This is a genomic window from Saccharothrix texasensis, from assembly GCF_003752005.1.
Lineage (GTDB): Bacteria > Actinomycetota > Actinomycetes > Mycobacteriales > Pseudonocardiaceae > Actinosynnema > Actinosynnema texasense.
Map to the genome: position 1 here is coordinate 2,251,269 of NZ_RJKM01000001.1, position 17,188 is coordinate 2,268,456.

Annotated in this window: 12 protein-coding genes and 1 pseudogene; 8 read left to right on the plus strand and 5 right to left on the minus strand. The window is 74.5% G+C overall.

Annotated features, from left to right (window positions below):
* The first annotated feature begins 18 nt into the window (after positions 1 to 18).
* Complete coding sequence (locus EDD40_RS08590) at positions 19 to 1,149, plus strand: alkaline phosphatase family protein (protein WP_123742434.1); 1,131 nt, start codon at positions 19 to 21, stop codon at positions 1,147 to 1,149.
* A 174-nt stretch (positions 1,150 to 1,323) separates the two neighbouring features.
* Positions 1,324 to 5,157 (plus strand): DEAD/DEAH box helicase, encoded by a 3,834-nt coding sequence (locus EDD40_RS08600; RefSeq protein WP_246037547.1) that lies wholly within the window; start codon positions 1,324 to 1,326, stop codon positions 5,155 to 5,157.
* Here the strand turns inward: EDD40_RS08600 and EDD40_RS08605 are convergent, their stop codons facing one another.
* The gene (locus EDD40_RS08605) at positions 5,158 to 7,224 is read right to left on the minus strand and encodes an acyltransferase family protein (protein ID WP_123742435.1); all 2,067 of its coding nucleotides are present in this window, start codon (positions 7,222 to 7,224) and stop codon (positions 5,158 to 5,160) included.
* Between the two features lie 232 nt (positions 7,225 to 7,456).
* On the opposite strand from EDD40_RS08605, the gene EDD40_RS08610 reads away from it, so the two are divergent.
* The 3 genes and pseudogenes from EDD40_RS08610 (at position 7,457) to EDD40_RS08620 (ending at position 9,869) form a co-directional block, all read left to right on the plus strand.
* Positions 7,457 to 8,497 carry a LacI family DNA-binding transcriptional regulator gene (locus EDD40_RS08610; RefSeq protein WP_211348118.1) on the plus strand — a complete coding sequence of 347 codons (1,041 nt, stop codon included), beginning with the start codon at positions 7,457 to 7,459 and terminating at the stop codon, positions 8,495 to 8,497.
* 381 nt (positions 8,498 to 8,878) lie between these two features.
* A pseudogene (locus tag EDD40_RS08615) lies at positions 8,879 to 9,273 on the plus strand (GMC oxidoreductase); the annotation flags it as partial.
* Positions 9,270 to 9,869 (plus strand): acetoacetate decarboxylase family protein, encoded by a 600-nt coding sequence (locus EDD40_RS08620; RefSeq protein ID WP_123742436.1) that lies wholly within the window; start codon positions 9,270 to 9,272, stop codon positions 9,867 to 9,869. The pseudogene EDD40_RS08615 and the gene EDD40_RS08620, both read left to right, overlap by 4 nt.
* Positions 9,870 to 10,001: 132 nt before the next feature.
* Here EDD40_RS08620 and EDD40_RS08625 read toward each other — a convergent pair whose 3' ends face one another.
* Positions 10,002 to 11,201 (minus strand): cysteine desulfurase-like protein, encoded by a 1,200-nt coding sequence (locus EDD40_RS08625; RefSeq protein WP_123742437.1) that lies wholly within the window; start codon positions 11,199 to 11,201, stop codon positions 10,002 to 10,004.
* A gap of 191 nt (positions 11,202 to 11,392) precedes the next feature.
* Here EDD40_RS08625 and EDD40_RS08630 point away from each other — a divergent pair, with 191 nt between their 5' ends.
* On the plus strand, positions 11,393 to 12,988 hold the full coding sequence (locus EDD40_RS08630) for a glycoside hydrolase family 64 protein (RefSeq protein ID WP_123742438.1): 1,596 nt from the start codon (positions 11,393 to 11,395) through the stop codon (positions 12,986 to 12,988).
* A gap of 70 nt (positions 12,989 to 13,058) precedes the next feature.
* Here EDD40_RS08630 and EDD40_RS08635 read toward each other — a convergent pair whose 3' ends face one another.
* Entirely contained in the window at positions 13,059 to 13,706 is a 648-nt protein-coding gene (locus EDD40_RS08635) for a dienelactone hydrolase family protein (protein ID WP_425471336.1), read from the minus strand.
* A gap of 144 nt (positions 13,707 to 13,850) precedes the next feature.
* Here EDD40_RS08635 and EDD40_RS08640 point away from each other — a divergent pair, with 144 nt between their 5' ends.
* Entirely contained in the window at positions 13,851 to 14,081 is a 231-nt protein-coding gene (locus tag EDD40_RS08640) for a hypothetical protein (RefSeq protein WP_148088734.1), read from the plus strand.
* Positions 14,082 to 14,182: 101 nt separating this feature from the next.
* Positions 14,183 to 16,705: an ABC transporter substrate-binding protein gene (locus EDD40_RS08645; protein WP_123742440.1), complete on the plus strand. Its 2,523-nt coding sequence runs from the start codon at positions 14,183 to 14,185 to the stop codon at positions 16,703 to 16,705.
* Positions 16,706 to 16,735: 30 nt separating this feature from the next.
* Here the strand turns inward: EDD40_RS08645 and EDD40_RS44320 are convergent, their stop codons facing one another.
* Both EDD40_RS44320 and EDD40_RS08650 read right to left on the minus strand, forming a co-directional pair.
* Positions 16,736 to 16,858, minus strand: a complete 123-nt coding sequence (locus tag EDD40_RS44320) for a hypothetical protein (RefSeq protein WP_281277755.1) — start codon at positions 16,856 to 16,858, stop codon at positions 16,736 to 16,738.
* Positions 16,837 to 17,172, minus strand: a complete 336-nt coding sequence (locus EDD40_RS08650) for a phosphotransferase (protein ID WP_246037548.1) — start codon at positions 17,170 to 17,172, stop codon at positions 16,837 to 16,839. The genes EDD40_RS44320 and EDD40_RS08650 overlap by 22 nt, the downstream gene beginning before the upstream one ends.
* Between the last annotated feature and the right edge of the window lie 16 nt (positions 17,173 to 17,188).

Sequence of the window (17,188 nt, forward strand, 5' to 3'; positions counted from 1 at the left end):
GGGCTAGGGTCGGGCGCCATGGACCCGCTGGTGCCCCGGTACGGGGCCGGATCGCTCGCCGACGTCGTGCCGTCGCTGCTCGCCGGGCTCGACGTGCCGGGGATGGTGGACGTGCTCGGCCTCGCCGGCCCGTCGCGGGTGTGCGTGCTGCTCGTGGACGGTCTCGGGTGGCGGTTGTTGCGGGAGCACGAGGAGGACGCGCCGTTCCTGGCGTCGTTGGCGGGTCCGCCGATCACGGCCGGGTTCCCGTCGACCACGGCGACCAGCCTGGCCGCGTTGGGCACCGGCGTGCCGACCGGTGAGCACGGGCTGGTCGGCTACTCGTTCGCCGAGGGCGGCGAGATGGTGAACGCGTTGCGGTGGTCGCGGCACGGGGCGTCCGCGCACGTCGACCTGCGGGACGTGCTCGTGCCGGAGGAGGTGCAGCCGAGGCGGACGGTGTTCGAGGCGGCGACCGACGCCGGGGTGGCGGTGCGGCTCGTGCTGCCGCGCGACCAGAAGGGCAGCGGGCTGACGCGGGCCGTGCTGCGGGGTGGGCGGTTCCAGGGCGTGCTCGGGTTCGGCGACCTGGTGGCGCGGGTGGCGGAGGCGATGCGGTCCGCCGACCGGGTGCTCTGCTACGCCTACCACGCCGACCTGGACGCGCTCGGGCACGTGTACGGGCCGGGCAGCGAGGCGTGGCGGTGGCAGTTGCGGTTCGTCGACCGGTTGGCGGCGGCGGTGGCGGACGGGTTGCCGGCGGGCGGGTCGCTGGTCGTGACGGCCGACCACGGGATGGTGGTGGCCGACGACCGGGTCGACTTCGACACCGACGACGTGCTGCGGGAGGGTGTGCGGGCGCTCGGCGGCGAGGCGCGGGTGCGGCACGTCTACACGTCGGAGGCGGAGCCCGTGCGGGACCGGTGGGTGTCGCGGTTGGGTGGGCGGGCGTGGATCGCGTCGCGCGCGGAGGCCGTGGCGGCGGGCTGGTTCGGGCCCAGGGTGGACGACCACGTGCTGCCGCGGATCGGCGACCTGGTGGTGGCGGCCAAGGGGTCGCTGGCGGTGGTGCGCTCGACGGCGGAGCCGGGACTCGGTACCTTCATCGGTCACCACGGCTCACTGACGGAGGAAGAACAGCACATCCCGGTCCTGCACACGATCGGGTGATCATGGCCCGAAAAGGGTACGGAAACACTGTTCCCGTACGTCGGTTGATCAGACCGAGCGCCGACCACCCCGAACCCTCCCCACCACCGCCGCCCGGACACGGCTCGGCATAGCATCACGTGTCGGCCGCCGCCGAGCCGCCGACACGACCGCGGCCGGGACGGGAGGCGACGAGTGGAGCACGGGTCGCCGGTGGTGGACACGTCGGTCGCCGGGGTCGTGGAAGCCAGGTGGGGCGTCCGCCCGGAGCCCGCCATCGCCCGGTACGCCGAGCCGGGCTGGCAGCTGTCACCGCTGCCCGTCGACCGCCGGTGCCCGAAGTGCGAGGGCGAGCTGCACGGCCTGTACCGCGCCCACCCGGATCGCGGCCGGCAGCAGCTGCAAGCCGCCGTCGCGTGCCCCGCGTGCCCCGCGTCGTTCACGCTGCGGGAGTTGAAGCTCGCGCAGCGCTCGGTGCTCGGCGACCTGCGCCCGGACGCCGTGTCCCGCCGCCTCGCGGAGGACGCCCAGCTGGAAGCCCTGGCGCGCAGCTCGCGCGCCGTCCGCCCACCGGCCGTCGACCGGCCCCGGAACGCGCCGCCCGAACCCCGGGAACCGTCCCGGAAACCGCCGACGCCACCCGATCACGCGACCGCGCCGGGTGAGGGGATCGACGAGTTCGGGACCGGGCCGGACCTGCCGTGGGAGACGGATTCGGGGCGATCGGCGGCCGGGTCGGGGCAGGCTGGGTCGGGGCAGGCTGAGTCGGGGTCGCGGCGGCGCGGGACGGGCGCTGGAGCACCGGGGACGGGTTCGCGGGGGTCCAAGTCGCCGGGGACGGGTTCGCCGGGGTCTGGGACGCCGGAGACGGGTGCGCGGCGGGCGGGATCGGGTGCGGGGGTGCGGGAGGTTCGCTCGCGGCGGGCGGGTGCGGGGCCTGAGGGGGCGGAGTCGGGGTCGGGGCAGGCGGGAGTCGGGGGTGGGGCGCGGGAAGAGGAGGCGCGGCGGTCCGGAGCGGCGGGTTCCGGGCGGCGGCGGGTGGGGGTGCAGGGTGACGGTGGGGGTGGGCGCGAGGGCGACGGGCCGGCGGTTGAGGGTGCGGAGCAGGGCGCGGCGGTTGGTGGTGCGGTCGAGGGTGGCGGTGGGGTCGAGGGTGGTGGGGGCGCGGCGGATGGCGGGGTGGCGGGGCGGGTCCGGGTCGGGCGGCGGGTGTCGACCGTGGCGATGGCGGCTCGGATCCGGTCCATCCTCAGTGGTTCCGAGGTGGCGCCGGCGGTGCGGTCGGCGGCGGTGCCCGTGCTGCCGCCGGCGTTGGCGGCGTTGGAGTCACGGCCCGTGTGGTGGCGCAAGGTGGTCGACCCCGACTTCGACGTGCCCGTGGTACCGACCGACGTGGACGCTCGGGTCCTTTTGCCCGATTCATCCGAATTCGAGCCGCTGAAGGCACGGCTCGGAGCAGCCGGTGTGCCGTTCAGAGCCGTCCGCCACTGGCTGGAGCAGGAAGAGGTGTCCGCGACCGCCGCCACCGCCTGGCTGTCCGACGTGGGCGGCGTGGTGCCGGAGCGGTGCGAGGCGGTGGCCGGCGAGGGCGCCCGAGCCGCCCGGTTGGCCTTCGAGATGGTGTGGGACCTGCACGAACCGTCCCCCGCCGCCGTGCCCGACCCCGTCCCGGTCGTCCGGCACGTCCCCGCCGACTGGGCGCGGTTCCTGCCGTTCCCGGTGCTCAACCCCGCCCAGGCCCAAGCCGCGCCGCACCTGGTGGACGGCGACTCCCACCTGCTGATCACCGCGCCGACGGGCGCCGGCAAGACCGCGATGGGGATGCTGGCCGTGCTGAAGGCGATCCTGCACGAGGGCCGCAAGGCCGCCTGGCTCGTGCCCCAGCGCTCGCTCACCGACGAGCTGGACCGCGAGCTCGAGGCGTGGCGCGACGAGGGCCTCCGCGTCGAACGCCTCTCCGGTGAGTACGCGGTCGACGTCGAGGCGGTCAAGGCGGCGGACCTCTGGGTCGCCACGACCGAGAAGTTCGAGGCGATCTGCCGCGCGTCGTCCCTGCAAGCGGCTCTCGGCGAGGTCGGCTGCCTGGTCGTGGACGAGATCCACCTGCTGGGCAGCCCGAACCGCGGCGCGTTGCTGGAGGCGCTGCTGGCGCGGGTCCGCGGCATCGACTCGCCGGTCCGCATCGTCGGGCTCTCGGCGACGGTGTCCAACGCCGCCGAGGTCGCCGAGTGGCTGGAAGCGGACCTCGTGGCCACGACGTGGCGGCCGTCCAAGGTGACCTGGCAGCTGCCGACGATCCCGGCCGCCTCCGGCTTCACGGCGAACAACCGGCTGCGTGAACAGGTGGTGCTCGACCTGACCCGGCGGCACACCGCGGAGGGCGGCAGCGTGCTGGTGTTCTGCGGTTCCAAGCGCAACGTCCGCTCGACCGCGATGGCGGTCGCCGCCGACCGGGGCGCGCCCGTGCACGCCGTCGCCGCCGATGACGTGGACGGCCTGACCAAGGTGTGCGCGGAGGTCGGTGTCCGCCTGCACTACGCCGACTACGAGCACAAGCACGCCGCCGAGCGGGCGTTCCGCGCCCGTGAGGCGGACGTCCTGGTCGCCACGTCCACCGTCGCGGCCGGGGTGAACCTGCCCGCGCGGGCGGTGGTCGTGCGTGACGTGTCGATCGGCGGTGAACCGATCGACACGTCCACGGTGCTGCAGATGTTCGGCCGGGCCGGGCGGATCGGCGCGGGCGAGACGGAGGGCTGGTCGTACCTCGTCGTCGACGAGACGCAGCGCGCCGACTGGCAGACGAGGCTGGTGGCGGGCTACTCGGTGTACTCGCGGATCCGCGACTCGCTGCCCGACCACGTGCTGGCCGAGGTGCTCCAGGGCCGGATCGGCACGATGGACGACGCGCAGGCGTGGTGGGTGGAGACGCTGGCGCACGCGCAGGGTGACGACGACCTGGAACCCGTGCAGGAGGCCGTGGCGTTCCTGGTGGACGAGGGTCACCTGACGATGGCCGGTGACCGGCTCGACATCACCGAGCTGGGCCGGCTCACCGCGCGGATGATGGTGTCGACCCACACCGGCCACCGGTTGCGCCGCACGCTCGGCCTGCTGCCGGTGCCGCACGACGCGGACGAGGCGGAGAACGCGCTCAGCCTGGTGCTGTCGGTGGCGGTCCGCGACCTGGCGGGCATCCCGGTGCCGGAGCCGGTGCGGCCGGCCGTGGCGACGGTGATCAAGGCGGGTGGCAAGACGTCGCAGATCACCAACACCACGTCGGTGAAGGGGCTGGGTTCGCAGACGACGACCGCGCCGGGTGACCTGGCGTGGGCGGCGCTGCTGCTGGCGGCGCGGTCGCCGCACCTGTTCGACTCGCCGAGGCGGCGCGTGGCGGGCGGCATCCCGCTGGCCACCCTGCACCCGGTGTACGAGCAGGCGCCGAGGTTCCTGGCGTGGCTGGCCGCGCAGGGGGTGCTGGGCACCGTGCACCCGTGGATCGCGGTGGTGGCCGCCGATCTCGACCACCGGGTCCGCTGGCGGGGCCTCGCGCCGGGCCGCGGGGCGGGCAGGCTGCTGTGGATGTGCGAGGAGATGGCCACCCGCGCCCACCTGCGGGACGTGGTGCCGGGTTTGTGGCGCTCGGCGGTCGCCCGGGGTGTGCGCGCGCCGGACTGGCCGCCGGGGCGTTCGCCGGCGGGGTGCGTGCTCGACCACGCCGGCTACACCGCGCTGCTGCGCGAGCGCGCCACCAACCACGCCCTCGTCGCGCACGCCGACCACGCCACCGTCACGGGTGGCGCGGGCGTGGTCGCGGTCGCCTGGCGTGGCCGGGCCTGGACCGCGCCCACGACGACCGCGTCGGTCGCCTATCCGCCGGCAGAGGACGACGACCCGACCGAGACGGGGGTGGCCGTGTTCACCCGGCGCGGCGACTACCGCGCCACGGGCTGGCTCGCCGCGTACACCGGTCTCCACGTCGAGGACAGCCCGCCGCCTCCGGCGCGTGCCCGCCGGGGGCTCGGCCGGTGACTACCCCCGGTTCAGCTCCTCCGCCAGCACCGGTGCGAGGCTGCGGCTGAACGCGGCGTTGAGGTGGTCGGCGTCGTAGTACACGGCGAGGCCGCCGACGACGCCGTGGCACTGGCGCTCGTCGCACAGGTAGTCGGTGAAGTCGATCAGGGACACGCCGGTGTTGCCGCTGGTGCGGGCGACTTCCGCCAGCGGGTCCGGGGGTTGCGCGGTGGCGCGGTCCACCGCGCACACCGCGGGGGTGCGGGGGTTGAGCGCCACGCACTGGGGGTCGCGCACGTCGCCGTTCAGCGGCGGGTCGCCCAGCACGACCACGCGTGCGCCCGCGTCGGTCCAGCGCCGCCACCGCGGTTCGAGCCCGTCGCGGTACTGCTCGGTCTGCGTACGGCCGCTGCCGTCGTCCACGAACTCCCGGCGCGCGTGGAAGGAGGTCAGCACCAGCGACGGCGAGTCGGCCGCGATCACGTCGGTCACCCGCGCGGACCAGTCGGCGCAGTCGCGCCTGCCTTCTTCGGTGGCGGCGCCGCCGTAGCCGACGAAGTCCACGTCGGCCGGCGGGCACCCGCCCAGGTAGGCGTGCTTGAGCACCCAGCCGTGCTCGCGCGCCAGGTCCGTCACGGGTGGCTGCCACTGCTGGGCGTGCGAGTCGCCGACGAGCCAGACCACCCGCGCGGACGTCGCTCCTCTGCTGTAGTCGCACTTCGAGACGTCGACGAGGCCTTTCACGACGACGCAGCCGGGTGAGGGCTTGAAGTAGGCGTCGGCGGGTCCGAGGTGCACGACCTCGGCCGGTCCCAACGGGTCCGGGCACCTGTTGGCCGGGATCATCGCCTGCCCGCCGACGCACGACCCGGTGCGGAACTCCTCGGCCTTCCGCTCGGCTCGCGCCGCGTCCCGCGCGTAGGCCGCGCCCAGCCCGGCCGCGGCGGCGGACACGACGAGCAGGCCGACGGCCATCGCGGCGAACGTCGGCGCGGTCCCGAGGCGTGCGGCGACACCCCGGTCCTCCACCAGCACCTTGGAGCAGTGCGCGAGCACGAGTGCCGTCGCGAGCACGGCGAGCAGCAGCGGCGTGGTCATCCGGCCCGCGTCCACCGCGCCGGCGAGCACGAACGGCGCGACCACGACGAGCGGCCAGTGCCACAGGTACAGCGAGTAGCTGATGCCGCCCAGGAACTGCACCGGTGACGACGCCGTGATTGCCGTGTGCCACTGCCGTCCCGGGCGTTGGCCGGCCGCGATGACGAGGGCCGTGCCGATCGTCGGCGCCAGCGCGAGGTACCCGGGGAACGGGGTGGCGTGGTCGTAGAGGAACGCCGACCCGAGGATCAGCGCGAAGCCGACCGCCGACGCGATCCCGCCGAGCCGCTTCGACACGCGGACGCCGGTCAGGGCGACGAGGGCGCCCAGCGCGAACTCCCAGACGCGACCCTGCGTGACGAAGTACGCCTGGTTCGGCTCGACCTGCGTGTAGTGGACGCTGAACGCCAACGACGCCACGCCGACCGCCGCGATGCCGACGACCTGCGCCCGTCGCCGCCGGATCTTGAACAGCGCCACCAGGAGCACCGGCCAGACCAGGTAGAACTGCTCTTCCACCGACAGCGACCAGTAGTGCCGCACCGGGCCGGCCGTCGCGTTGACCGCCGAGTAGTCGACCGACTTCGCCGCGAGCAGCCAGTTCTCCCAGTACAGGGCGCCGGCGAACGCTTCGGTCGCGGTCGCCTCCCACCGGGGGTACGGCAGCAGGAAGTAGGCGGCGGCGACGCTGACGCCGAGCACCAGCAACGCGGCGGGCAGCAGCCGGCGGACGCGGCGGGCGTAGAAGCGGCCGAGGCGGACGCGGCCGGTGGCGGTGATCTCGCGGTCGAGGTGGGAGCTGATCAGGAAGCCGGAGATGACGAAGAAGACGTCGACGCCGACGTAACCGCCGGTGAGGGCGGTCGGCCAGAGGTGGTTGAGCACCACCGCGAGCACCGCGACGGCGCGCAGGGACTGGATGTCGGTGCGGAACGCGGACGGTCTTCGCGCCTCGGCGGGCGCGTGCTCCTCGATGGCGGTGACCACGCTGCGCCTGCCTTCGTCGGAACGCCACGCTGTCGGCTACTGGCGCGGCACAGTACCCGACCGTGCCGTGCCCGAGGCCCGTCACCACCGCCTGCCCGATGGTCGTGGTCGCCTCGGCGTCCGCCGCCGCCGAGCACACCGGCCGCCGAGGCCCCGCGACGGTGGTGGACGCGGCCCGGACCGCTGTCATCTGCGCGTCGTCGTCGAAGATCAGTTCCCGTACGCTGGTCGCGTGCCGACACCAGGACGGCGGGTCACGCTGCGCGACATCGCGGACGCGGCGGGCGTGAGCATCATGACCGTGTCGAACGTCGTCAACGACAACCGGGCGCGGGTCTCACCGGAGACGATCGACCGGGTCCGGCGCATCGCCGCCGAGCTGGGGTACGTGCCGAGGGCGTCGGCGCGCAGCCTGGCCGCGCGGTCGTCCCGGCTGATCGGGCTGCTGATGCCCGCGGCGGGCGAGGACGGCCTGATGATCGGCCCGCACAACGTGGCCGTGGTCGACCAGATCGAGCGCGAGCTGCGCAAGGGCGGCTACCACCTGCTGCTGCGGGGCATCACGGATTTCGACGAGGTGACCGAGGCGCTGCGGTCGTGGAGCCTGGACGGCGCGATCCTGCTCGGTTTCCTGGACGAGGAGGTCGACCGGCTCACCGCCGACGCGGTCGGCGCGGTCCGGGTGCTGGCGATCGACAGCTACTCGGCGAACCCGCTCACCGCGGGCGCGCGGTCGGACGACTTCACCGGCGCCCGGCTCGCCGCGCGCCACCTGCTCGACCTGGGTCACCGCAGCGTCGTGTTCGCCGGGCCGTCGTTCTCGTCGGTGGGCGTGGTGCACCAGCGGTTCGAGGGCTTCCGGCAGGCGTTCGCCGACGTCGGCGTGGAGTGGGACGACCGGCTGGTGGCCACCGTCGGCGCGACCACGCACGCCGAGGGGCTCGCGCTGGGGCGGCGGCTGCTGGTGGACCACCCGGAGACGACCGCGGTGTTCGCCACGGCCGACATCCTGGCGATCGGCGTGGTCGAGGGGCTGCTGTTCGACGGCGCTTCCGTGCCCGACGACGTGTCGGTGGTGGGGTTCGACAACCTCGACCTGTGCGAGTACGTGACGCCCAAGTTGACCACGGTCGCGCAGGACATCGCGGGGAAGGCGATCACGGCGGTGCGGATGCTGCTGGACTCGGTGGAGACCGGCGAGCTCGCGACGGCTGCGGTGACCACGGCTGTCCGCCTGGTGCGGCGCGAGTCGACCGCCCCCGTCAGCCGCTGACCGCCGGGTCGAGCACGCCGCCGACGGGACCGGCGCACCCGGCCCCGATCAGCCCGCTCGCCGGCGTCGGCCGTGGTCGCCCGGTGTGGTGCCGTGCCGGCGGCGGAAGGCGTGGATGAAGGCCGCCGCCTCCGCGTAGCCCAGGCGGGCAGCGCGACGAGCCGAACACCGGCCGCACCCCGAACACGTCCTCGAACCGGCAAGGACCGGCGGGCTCGGGAACCGGAAGGCCACCTCCCGCACGGACACCCCACCCGGCGCCAGCTCACCGATGACCGTGTGGATCGCGGCCAGGTCGCGCTCGGCCAGGAACCGGGCCATCCCGGCGGGCAGCGCCGCGTCGTCCAGCTCCACCCGCACCCGGTCGCCGGCGACCGCGTGCCGAACCCGACGTGGATACCGCTCGGGCACGAGGTGGCGCGGCGGGTCGCGGCGCGGGTCGGCGGCGTCGCGCGCGGGGCGTGGCCGGATCTGGCGGACGTGCCGCTGACCGGCCACCTGATCGGCGGGTGCGTGATCGGCGACTCGCCGGCCACCGGGGTCGTCGACCCGTACCACCGGGTGCACGTGGTCGACGGTTCCGCGATCCCGGCGAACCTCGGCGTGAACCCGGCGTTGACCATCACCGCGCTCGCTGAGCGGGCGAGGTCGTTGTGGTCCAACAATGGTGAACCGGAGCCGGGCGCGGCGCACGTCCGGCGGTCGCGCCGCGGCACCCGGTCGTGCCGCGGGCCGCTCCCGGCGCGTTGCGCCTGACCGCGAGGGGTGATCGATGAGCTATCCGCCGGAACCGTGGGTGCTGCACGGCCGCGCGTGCGTGTCGGTGTGGCTGGTCCGGGCGGCGGCGCTGCCACCGCTGCCGGTGCGGCCGGTGACGGTGTTCGGGCGGGCCGCGGTCGGCACGGCGTTCGTGGACTACCGGCCGCCCGGCATGGCGTACCACGAGGTGCTGGCCGCCGTGCTGGTGCGGCGGGGGTGGCGGTTCGGGGTGTCGATCACGCGCATCTGGGTGGACAGCCCGTCGTCCCGGGCGGGCGGCCGGGAGCTGTGGGGCATCCCGAAGGACCTGGCCGAGTTCGAGTGGGGCGGCGACCTCGCCGCGTCCGCCCGCGACGGGCACGGCCCCATCGCCTCGGTGCGGGCGCGGGCGCCCCGGTTCGACGTGCCGGTGCCGGCGGCGACGTCGACGTGGCAGGCGTTCGGCGACGGCGTGGCCCGCACACCCCTGCGCGCCACCGGCCGCGTGGCCCCGGTCCGGGCCCGCTGGCGCGTCGACCCGGCGGGCCCGCTGGCGTGGCTGCTCCCCCACCGGCCCCTGGTCAGCGTCGCCGTCCGCCGGATGCGGATGACGTTCGGCCCGCGCCACCGCTGACACGCCAGGACCTCGGGTGCCGTCACGGCCGGCGCAGACCGGTCGGGGCACGGAGTCCCGACCGGCCGGCGGGCCCTGCTCACCCGCGCCGCAGGCATCACGCCGGTCGGCCCGGCACGTCGAGGGCCGCGGCTAGGCCGAACGCAGGAACGAGCCCAACCCGTCGAGCAGCCGGTCCACCTCGGCGTCGGTCGAGTACGGCGCCAGCCCGACCCGCAGCCCGCCGGTGTCGCCGAGCCCCAGCCGGCGGGACGCCTCGATCGCGTAGAACGAGCCCGCCGGCGCGTTCACGCCCAACCCGGCCAGGTGCCGGTACGCGTCCGCCGCCGCGTGGTCGGCGAACGTCGCCAGCACCGTCGGCGTGCGCAGCCGGGCCCGCGACCACACCGTCACCCCGGGCAGCTCCGCCAGCCCCGCCTCGACCCTCTCCCGCAACCGGTCCTCGTGCTCGCCCACCGCCGCCAACGACGCCACGACGCGGTCCCGCCGGGTGCCGCCGGACGGGACCAGGTCGGCGATGAAGTCCACTGCGGCCGTGCAGCCCGCCAGCACCTCGTACGGCAACGTGCCCAGCTCGAACCGCTCCGGCACGGCGTCCGACGACGGCAGCAGCTTGTCCGGCCGCAGGTCCGCCAGCACCTCCGGCCGCCCCGCCACCACTCCGCAGTGCGGGCCGAAGAACTTGTACGGCGAGCACGCGAAGAAGTCCGCCCCCAACGCCGCCACGTCCACCGCGTCGTGCGCGGTGAGGTGCACGCCGTCCACGTAGAACAGCGCGCCGCGCTGGTGCGCCGCGGTGGCGATCCGCGCCAGCGGGGGACGCGTGCCGATCAGGTTCGACGCCGCCGTGACGGCCACCAGCCGGGTCCGCTCCGACAGCGCCCCGGCGACGTCGTCCAGCTCACCGGTCGCCGGGTCGAACCCGACCCACCGCACCACCGCGCCCACCGCCTCGGCGGCCTGCACCCACGGCCGCACGTTCGCGTCGTGGTCGAGCCTGGTCACCACCACCTCGTCGCCGGGCCGCCAGGTGCGGGCCAGGGTGCGGGCGAAGTCGTAGGTCAGCTGCGTCATGCTGCGCCCGAACACGACGCCCTCCGGCGGCGCGCCGAGCAGGTCGGCCACCGCGCGCCGGGCGTCCAGCACGATCGTGTCGGCCGCGCGCTCGGCGTCGGTCACCGCGCCCCGGTTGGCCAGGGACGAGGTCATCGCGTCCCGCATGGCGTCCGCGACGGCGGCGGGCACCTGCGAGCCGCCCGGGCCGTCGAAGTGGGCGGTGCCGGTGGCGAGGGAGGGGAAGCGGGCGCGGACGGAGTCGACGTCGTAAGTCATGCCCCCACTCTGACCGCCGATCCACATCGGACTCCAGTAATCCGGGTCACGTTCCGGTCTTGACAGTGGTCCGACCATCGCACAACGCTATGGAAGCGCTCTCACGGACCCTGTCCGCGTCGGCGTCGACCGCCCGGCCGCCCTGGAACCGGCCCGGAGGTCGGGACCACCCCCTGCACCGAGGAGTCACCATGCGCACCCCGACGAGGTGGTTGAGCGCGTTCGCCGCGCTCGTCACATCGGCGTCACTGGCCGCCGCCACACCGGCCGCGGCCGTCGGACCGGACCTGCTGCCGCTCACGATCACCAACCACAGCGGCCGGTCCGAAGCCGTCCACCTGTACGTCCTCGGCACCGACATCCGCCCCGGCGGCCGGCTCGGGCACGTCGACCAGTCCGGCACGTTCACCCCGTGGCCGGCCGGCGCCAACCCGCCCTCGCCCGCGCCGGACGTGTCGATCGCGGGCCCGGCGAACGGCGGCAGCGTCACCGTGCGCGTGCCGCGGTTCATCTCCGGCCGCGTCTACCTGTCGTTCGGCGAGAAGCTGAAGTTCTTCCTGACCCCGGACGGCCTGGTGCAGCCCGCGCCGTGGTCGCCGAGCGACCCGAACCGGGACATCCTGTTCGACTGGAGCGAGTTCACCTACAACGACGCGGGCCTGTGGCTCAACAGCTCCCAGGTGGACATGTTCGCCGTGCCGCACGCGGTGAGCGTGACCGGTGCGAGCGGCGTGACGAAGAAGACCGGCGAACTCGTCGCGAACGGCCGGGACAACGTGATCGACGGCCTGCGCGGCCAAGCGGGCTGGGCCGGTTCGATCCGCACCCGCCCCGACGGCACCGTGGTGCGCGTGCTCGCGCCGGGCAAGGCCGCCGACGCGGGCCTGTTCGCCCGCGACTACCTCGACCCCTCCATCACGCAGGCGTGGAACGCCTACACCACCAAGACGTTGACCGTGGTCCCGTTCGGCGACCGGCCGGACATCCGCTACTCCGGCCGCACCTCGGGCGCCACCATGACCTTCACCGACCCGTCGGGTCGTCAGGTGGCGTCGTTCGCCAAACCGTCCACGTCGGACGTGTGGGGTTGCGACGGCGCGCTGCACGCGCCCAACGACCAGGTCGTCGGTCCGATCGCGCGGACCCTGTGCGCCGCGCTGCACCGCTCCACGCTCGGCACGGTCGACACCCAGCCCGGCGGCGGTCCCGCCGACTTCTACCAGGGTGCGATCACCAACCACTACTCGCGGCTGGTGCACCGGAACATGGTGGACGGCAAGGCCTACGGCTTCGCGTTCGACGACGTGCAGGCGCAGGAGTCGTTGGTGCACGACGGCGACCCGCGTTCGGCGGGCATCACCCTGACCCCGTTCACCGGCGGCGGCGGCACTCCTCCGCCGGTGTCCGCGGGCAGCATCGTCAGCGCGTGGCACGGCAAGTGCGTCAACGTGCCGAACCGGGACTTCACCGACGGCCGGCGCCTGGTCGTGCGGGACTGCACCGGCGGCACCGACCAGCGGTGGGAGGCGACCGGCGGCACGTTGCGCACGCAGAACGACATGTGCGTGGACGTGGCCTGGGGTTCGACCGCGAACGGCGCCGCCGTCCAGATCGCGAGGTGCAGCGGCAACCCCGCCCAGCAGTTCGTCCTGACCGCCGCGGGAGACCTGGTCAACCCGCAGGCGGGCAAGTGCCTGGACATCGCCGACTGGAACCCGGCCAACGACGCGGTCCTGCAGCTGTGGGAGTGCGGCGGCACGGCGAACCAGAAGTGGCGCCGCGGCTAGGACCGCGCCACCGGCTGGACGCGGCGCGGACACCGCGGTCGCGCCGCGTCCACCCCCGCACCGCCAGAGGTCAGAGGAAGTCCCGGAACCACGATCCCGCCAGGTGGGCGACCTGGTCCAGCGCGCCCGGCTCGACGAACAGGTGCGTCGCGCCCTCGACCACCTCGAGCCGCCACAGCACCGCCAACTCCTCGGCCGCCGCGCGGTTCAGCTCCAGCACTTCCTCGTCGTCGCCACCGACCACCAGCAACGTCGGCGCGCGCACCCGCGACAGCGCGCGCCCCGCCAGGTCCGGCCGGCCACCCCGGGACACCACGGCCCGCACCAGGTACGTCCCGGCCGCCGCCACCAGCGCCGCCGCCGCGCCCGTGCTCGCGCCGAACAGGCCGATCGGCAACCCCCGCGTCGCCGGCGCCCTCGACGTCCACTCCACCGACGCCGCCACCCGCTCCGCCAGCAGCCCGATGTCGAACCGCAGCCGCCCGGTGACCCGGTCCTCCCGCTCCTCGCGCTCGGTCAGCAGGTCGAGCAGCAGGGTCGCGTAGCCGTCCCGCCGCAACGACTCCGCCACGGCCTGGTTGCGCCCGCTGCGCCGCGAACTGCCCGATCCGTGCGCGAACACCACCACACCGGCCGGATCGGGGGGAACGCCGAGGTCAGCGGCCAGGTCGACGCCCCAGGCGTCGACCGACACCGCCATCGTGCCGGTCCTCGTCATGACCTCCGGGTTCACCTGCTCGCGCACGCGCAAACGGAACAGTGTCCGACCGGCGTACCCGGGTAACCCGTCGGTGTGCCCCCTGACCGGCACGGGAGGAGCCCGACCATGGCCGACGACCGAGTGCGAGCCCACGGAGGACCGATGTCCGAGCAGCAGGAGGCAATGGAACCGCGATGGGGCGAGGGGGCGGGCCGCGAACCGCTGCACGACCCGGAAACCGCGGGCCCGCAGTACACCGCGCCCGACGACGACGGCGACTTCGTCGACGAGGAGCAGACGTCCATCGCGGCCGAGGCCGGGTCCGACTACCTCCGCGGCCCCGAGGACGCGGCCATGCACATCGTGGACGAGGACGGCCGCCCGACCGAATGACCGATGCCACCGAACGACCACGCAGAACACCCGATCTGGTGGACGTGCCACGGTCAGGGGATCCTCCATCGGGGACCGGGTGGTGAACCTAGCCTCCGCCCGTGCCCGAAACGCCGGCCAAGCCCGACACCCCCGTCACGCTCACCCACCAGGCCATCGCCCTGCGCGCCGCGGACCCCGCCGCGGCGCGCGGGCTGCTCGGCGTGGCGCTGGCCGAGGACGCGGAGTACGAACCCGCCTGGCGCTGGCTCGCCGAACTCGTCGCCGACGACGCCGAGCGCCTGTTCTGCCTGGACCGGGCGTACGTGATCAAGGCCGACCCGGCCACCGACCGGGCCCGGCGCGCGCTGCGCGGCGTCGAACCGCAAGCGCCGCCCGAGGCCCGCGACGTGGTCGAGCCGCCGCGCCCGGACCCCGTCGACCACGCGCCGAAACGCCGCACGAAGCTGAAAGGGCTGCTCGCGGCGGGCGTCGTGGTGCTGGTGGCGGTGACCGACGCGGGCGTGTGGACCGCGGTCGGCCAGGCCGCCGACACCCCCGTGCACGTCGCCCTGGTGGTGGGCCTGACCGGGCGCGACCCGGCCGCCGCCGCCCACGTCGAGCGCGGCGTGCGGATGGGCCTGGAGGACGTCAACGCCGCCGGCGGCGTCGACGGGCACCCGGTGGAACTGCTCGTCTACGACGACGCCGACCAGCCCGAGCGGGCGGAGCGGATCGCCGAGGAGATCGTCCGCGAGGACCGGGCGCTGTACGTCATCGGACACGGCGTCACGGTCACGTCGCTCGCCGCCGCCCCGATCTACCGCGCGGCCGGCATCCCCGCCGTCACGCCGTCGGCCAGCGGGTCGAGCGTCACCGACAGCAGCGACTGGTACTTCCGCAGCATGTTCGGCGACCGCACCCAGGGCGACTTCCTCGCCGTCTACGCCGCCCGGGTGCTCGGCGCCCGCGAGGTCGCGGTCATCCACGACGACCACGCCTCGGGCCGGTCCGCGCAGGCCGCGTTCACGGCGTCCTACCGGCAGTTCGGCGAGGTCGTCGCCACCGTGGCCGTCACCGACGACCCCCGGCCGGCGATCGACCGGATCAAGGCCCTGCCCCCCGGCACGCCGGTCCTGCTCGCCACCGAGGACCGCAACGGCGTCCCGCTGGTCAAGGGCCTGCGGGAGGCGGGCGTGACCGCGCCGATCCTGGGCACCGCCTCCCTGGGCACCACGTCGTTCCACGACGCCCTGGGCGGCGCCACGCGCGACCTGCACCTGGCCACCCCGATGGCGCACGACTCGCTGTCCGGTCCCGCGCTCGCCTGGGCCGAGGACTACCGGCGGCGCTACGGCGAACGACCGCGCTGGCACGCCGCCACCGCGCGGGAAGCGCTCAACGTCGGCCTGCACGTCGTCACCACCGGCCGCATCGGCCTCGACGAGACGACCATCGCCGAGGACCGCGGGCGGCTGCGCGACGGCCTCGCCGCGTTGAAGGACAAGAAGAACGCGTTCCCGGCGCTGCTCGGACCGCTGTACTTCACCGCCAACGGCTCGGCGCAGATGCCGGTGTCGTTCGTGACCAGCGACGGCACGCGGCTGGTGTCCGCGCCCGTGCAGCTGACGGTGTACGAGCCGCCGTCGCCGCAGGCGTTGGGCGCCGCCGTGGCCGACGGCACGGTGATCCCGGTCGGCGACCGGTACCTGACCCGCCGCCAGGTCGTGGCCACCGGCATCAACCTCAACGAGGTGCGGGACCTGGACACCCGCGACGGCACGTACTTCGTGGACTTCTTCCTGTGGCTGAAGTACACCGGCCCACACACGGCGGCGGACGTGCAGTTCGTCAACGCGGTCGAGCCGGACCTGGAGCTGGGCGAGCCGCTGCGCGACGTCACCGACGAGAACGGCACCTACCGGCTGTACCGGGTGGCCGACCGGTTCAAGAACGGCTTCGAGTTCCGCAGCTTCCCGTTCGACCACCAGCACCTGGAGGTCGTGCTGCAGAACCGGACGCGGACCGCCGACGAGGTCGTGTACGTGACCGACAAGGAGGTGCTGGACCAGCCGGCCGAGCACCACCTGCGCAGCGGCGCGGACGCGGAGGCCACGATCAACGCGATCCCGAACTGGCTGGCCACGTCGGCCCGGTTCTTCCAGCGGACCGTCGGCAGCAGCGACGCCCTCGGCGACGGCTCCGCGGCGGGTGTCGCCGAGGGCATCTACTACAGCCAGTACACGGGCGAGGTGGAGATCGTCCGCGACACGCTGCCGTTCCTGCTGAAGAACCTGCTGCCGTTGCTGCTGCTGATCTGCGTCACGTACCTGTCGCTGTTCTTCAAGGCCGCCGACGGCGCCGCGCCCGTGTCGATGGGTGTCACGGCGATCCTCAGCACCGCCGTGCTGCTGACCAACGTGACGTCGCAGCTGCCGTCGGTCAGCTACACGGTGGCGCTGGAGTGGGGCTACTACGCGTTCATCCTGCTGGCCGTCGGGTGCGTGCTGGTCGCCATGCTGCGCAAGCGGTTGGCGTCGGTGCGGCGGGACGACGCGGAACGGCGACTGGCCCGCGCCTCGCGCGTCGGCTACCCGGTCTACCTGCTCGCGGTGCTGGCGACGTACCTGGTGGCCTTCGCCTGACGTGCCGCGCGGGGGCCGGGGTGGTCGCGGTCAGCTCTCCGCCAGGACCCGGTCCAGCGCGGCGTGACCCGCCGGTTCCCAGGTCGGTTTGCCCCCGGCCAGGCCGAGCCGCCCGTTCCGCCCGATCCCGATCAGGCCCAGGGGGCGCAGCACAGCTCGCCGAAGTCGACCACCCCGGCGAGCGTCCCGTCCCGGACGACCACGTTCGCCGGGTGCGGGTCGCCGTGCAGCCAGAGCGGCGGGCCCGACCAGGCGGGAGCCGCCACGGCCCGCTCCCACACCTCCCGCGCGCGGTCGGCGCCCGGGTGGTCGGCGATCAGCTCGAACCAGTCCCCCACCCCGGCCAGGGGAATGCCGCGCGTCGGGTTGGTCGGCGCGTCGGCGCCGGTGATCGGCGCGCGGTCGGCCGGTTCGCCCTCGACCCAGCGCGCGATCGTCCACGTGTGCCCGAACCTGAGGTCGCCCATCACCAAGCCCTTGATC

Bases quoted from the DNA above. Each gene is read 5' to 3' on its own strand.
- EDD40_RS08590 (WP_123742434.1), top strand. From the start codon at position 19: ATGGACCCGCTGGTGCCCCGGTACGGGGCCGGATCGCTCGCCGACGTC.
- EDD40_RS08620 (WP_123742436.1), top strand. From the start codon at position 9,270: ATGAGCTATCCGCCGGAACCGTGGGTGCTGCACGGCCGCGCGTGCGTG.
- EDD40_RS08625 (WP_123742437.1), bottom strand. From the start codon at position 11,201: ATGACTTACGACGTCGACTCCGTCCGCGCCCGCTTCCCCTCCCTCGCC.
- EDD40_RS08630 (WP_123742438.1), top strand. From the start codon at position 11,393: ATGCGCACCCCGACGAGGTGGTTGAGCGCGTTCGCCGCGCTCGTCACA.
- EDD40_RS08635 (WP_425471336.1), bottom strand. From the start codon at position 13,706: ATGACGAGGACCGGCACGATGGCGGTGTCGGTCGACGCCTGGGGCGTC.
- EDD40_RS08640 (WP_148088734.1), top strand. From the start codon at position 13,851: ATGTCCGAGCAGCAGGAGGCAATGGAACCGCGATGGGGCGAGGGGGCG.
- EDD40_RS08650 (WP_246037548.1), bottom strand. From the start codon at position 17,172: ATGGGCGACCTCAGGTTCGGGCACACGTGGACGATCGCGCGCTGGGTC.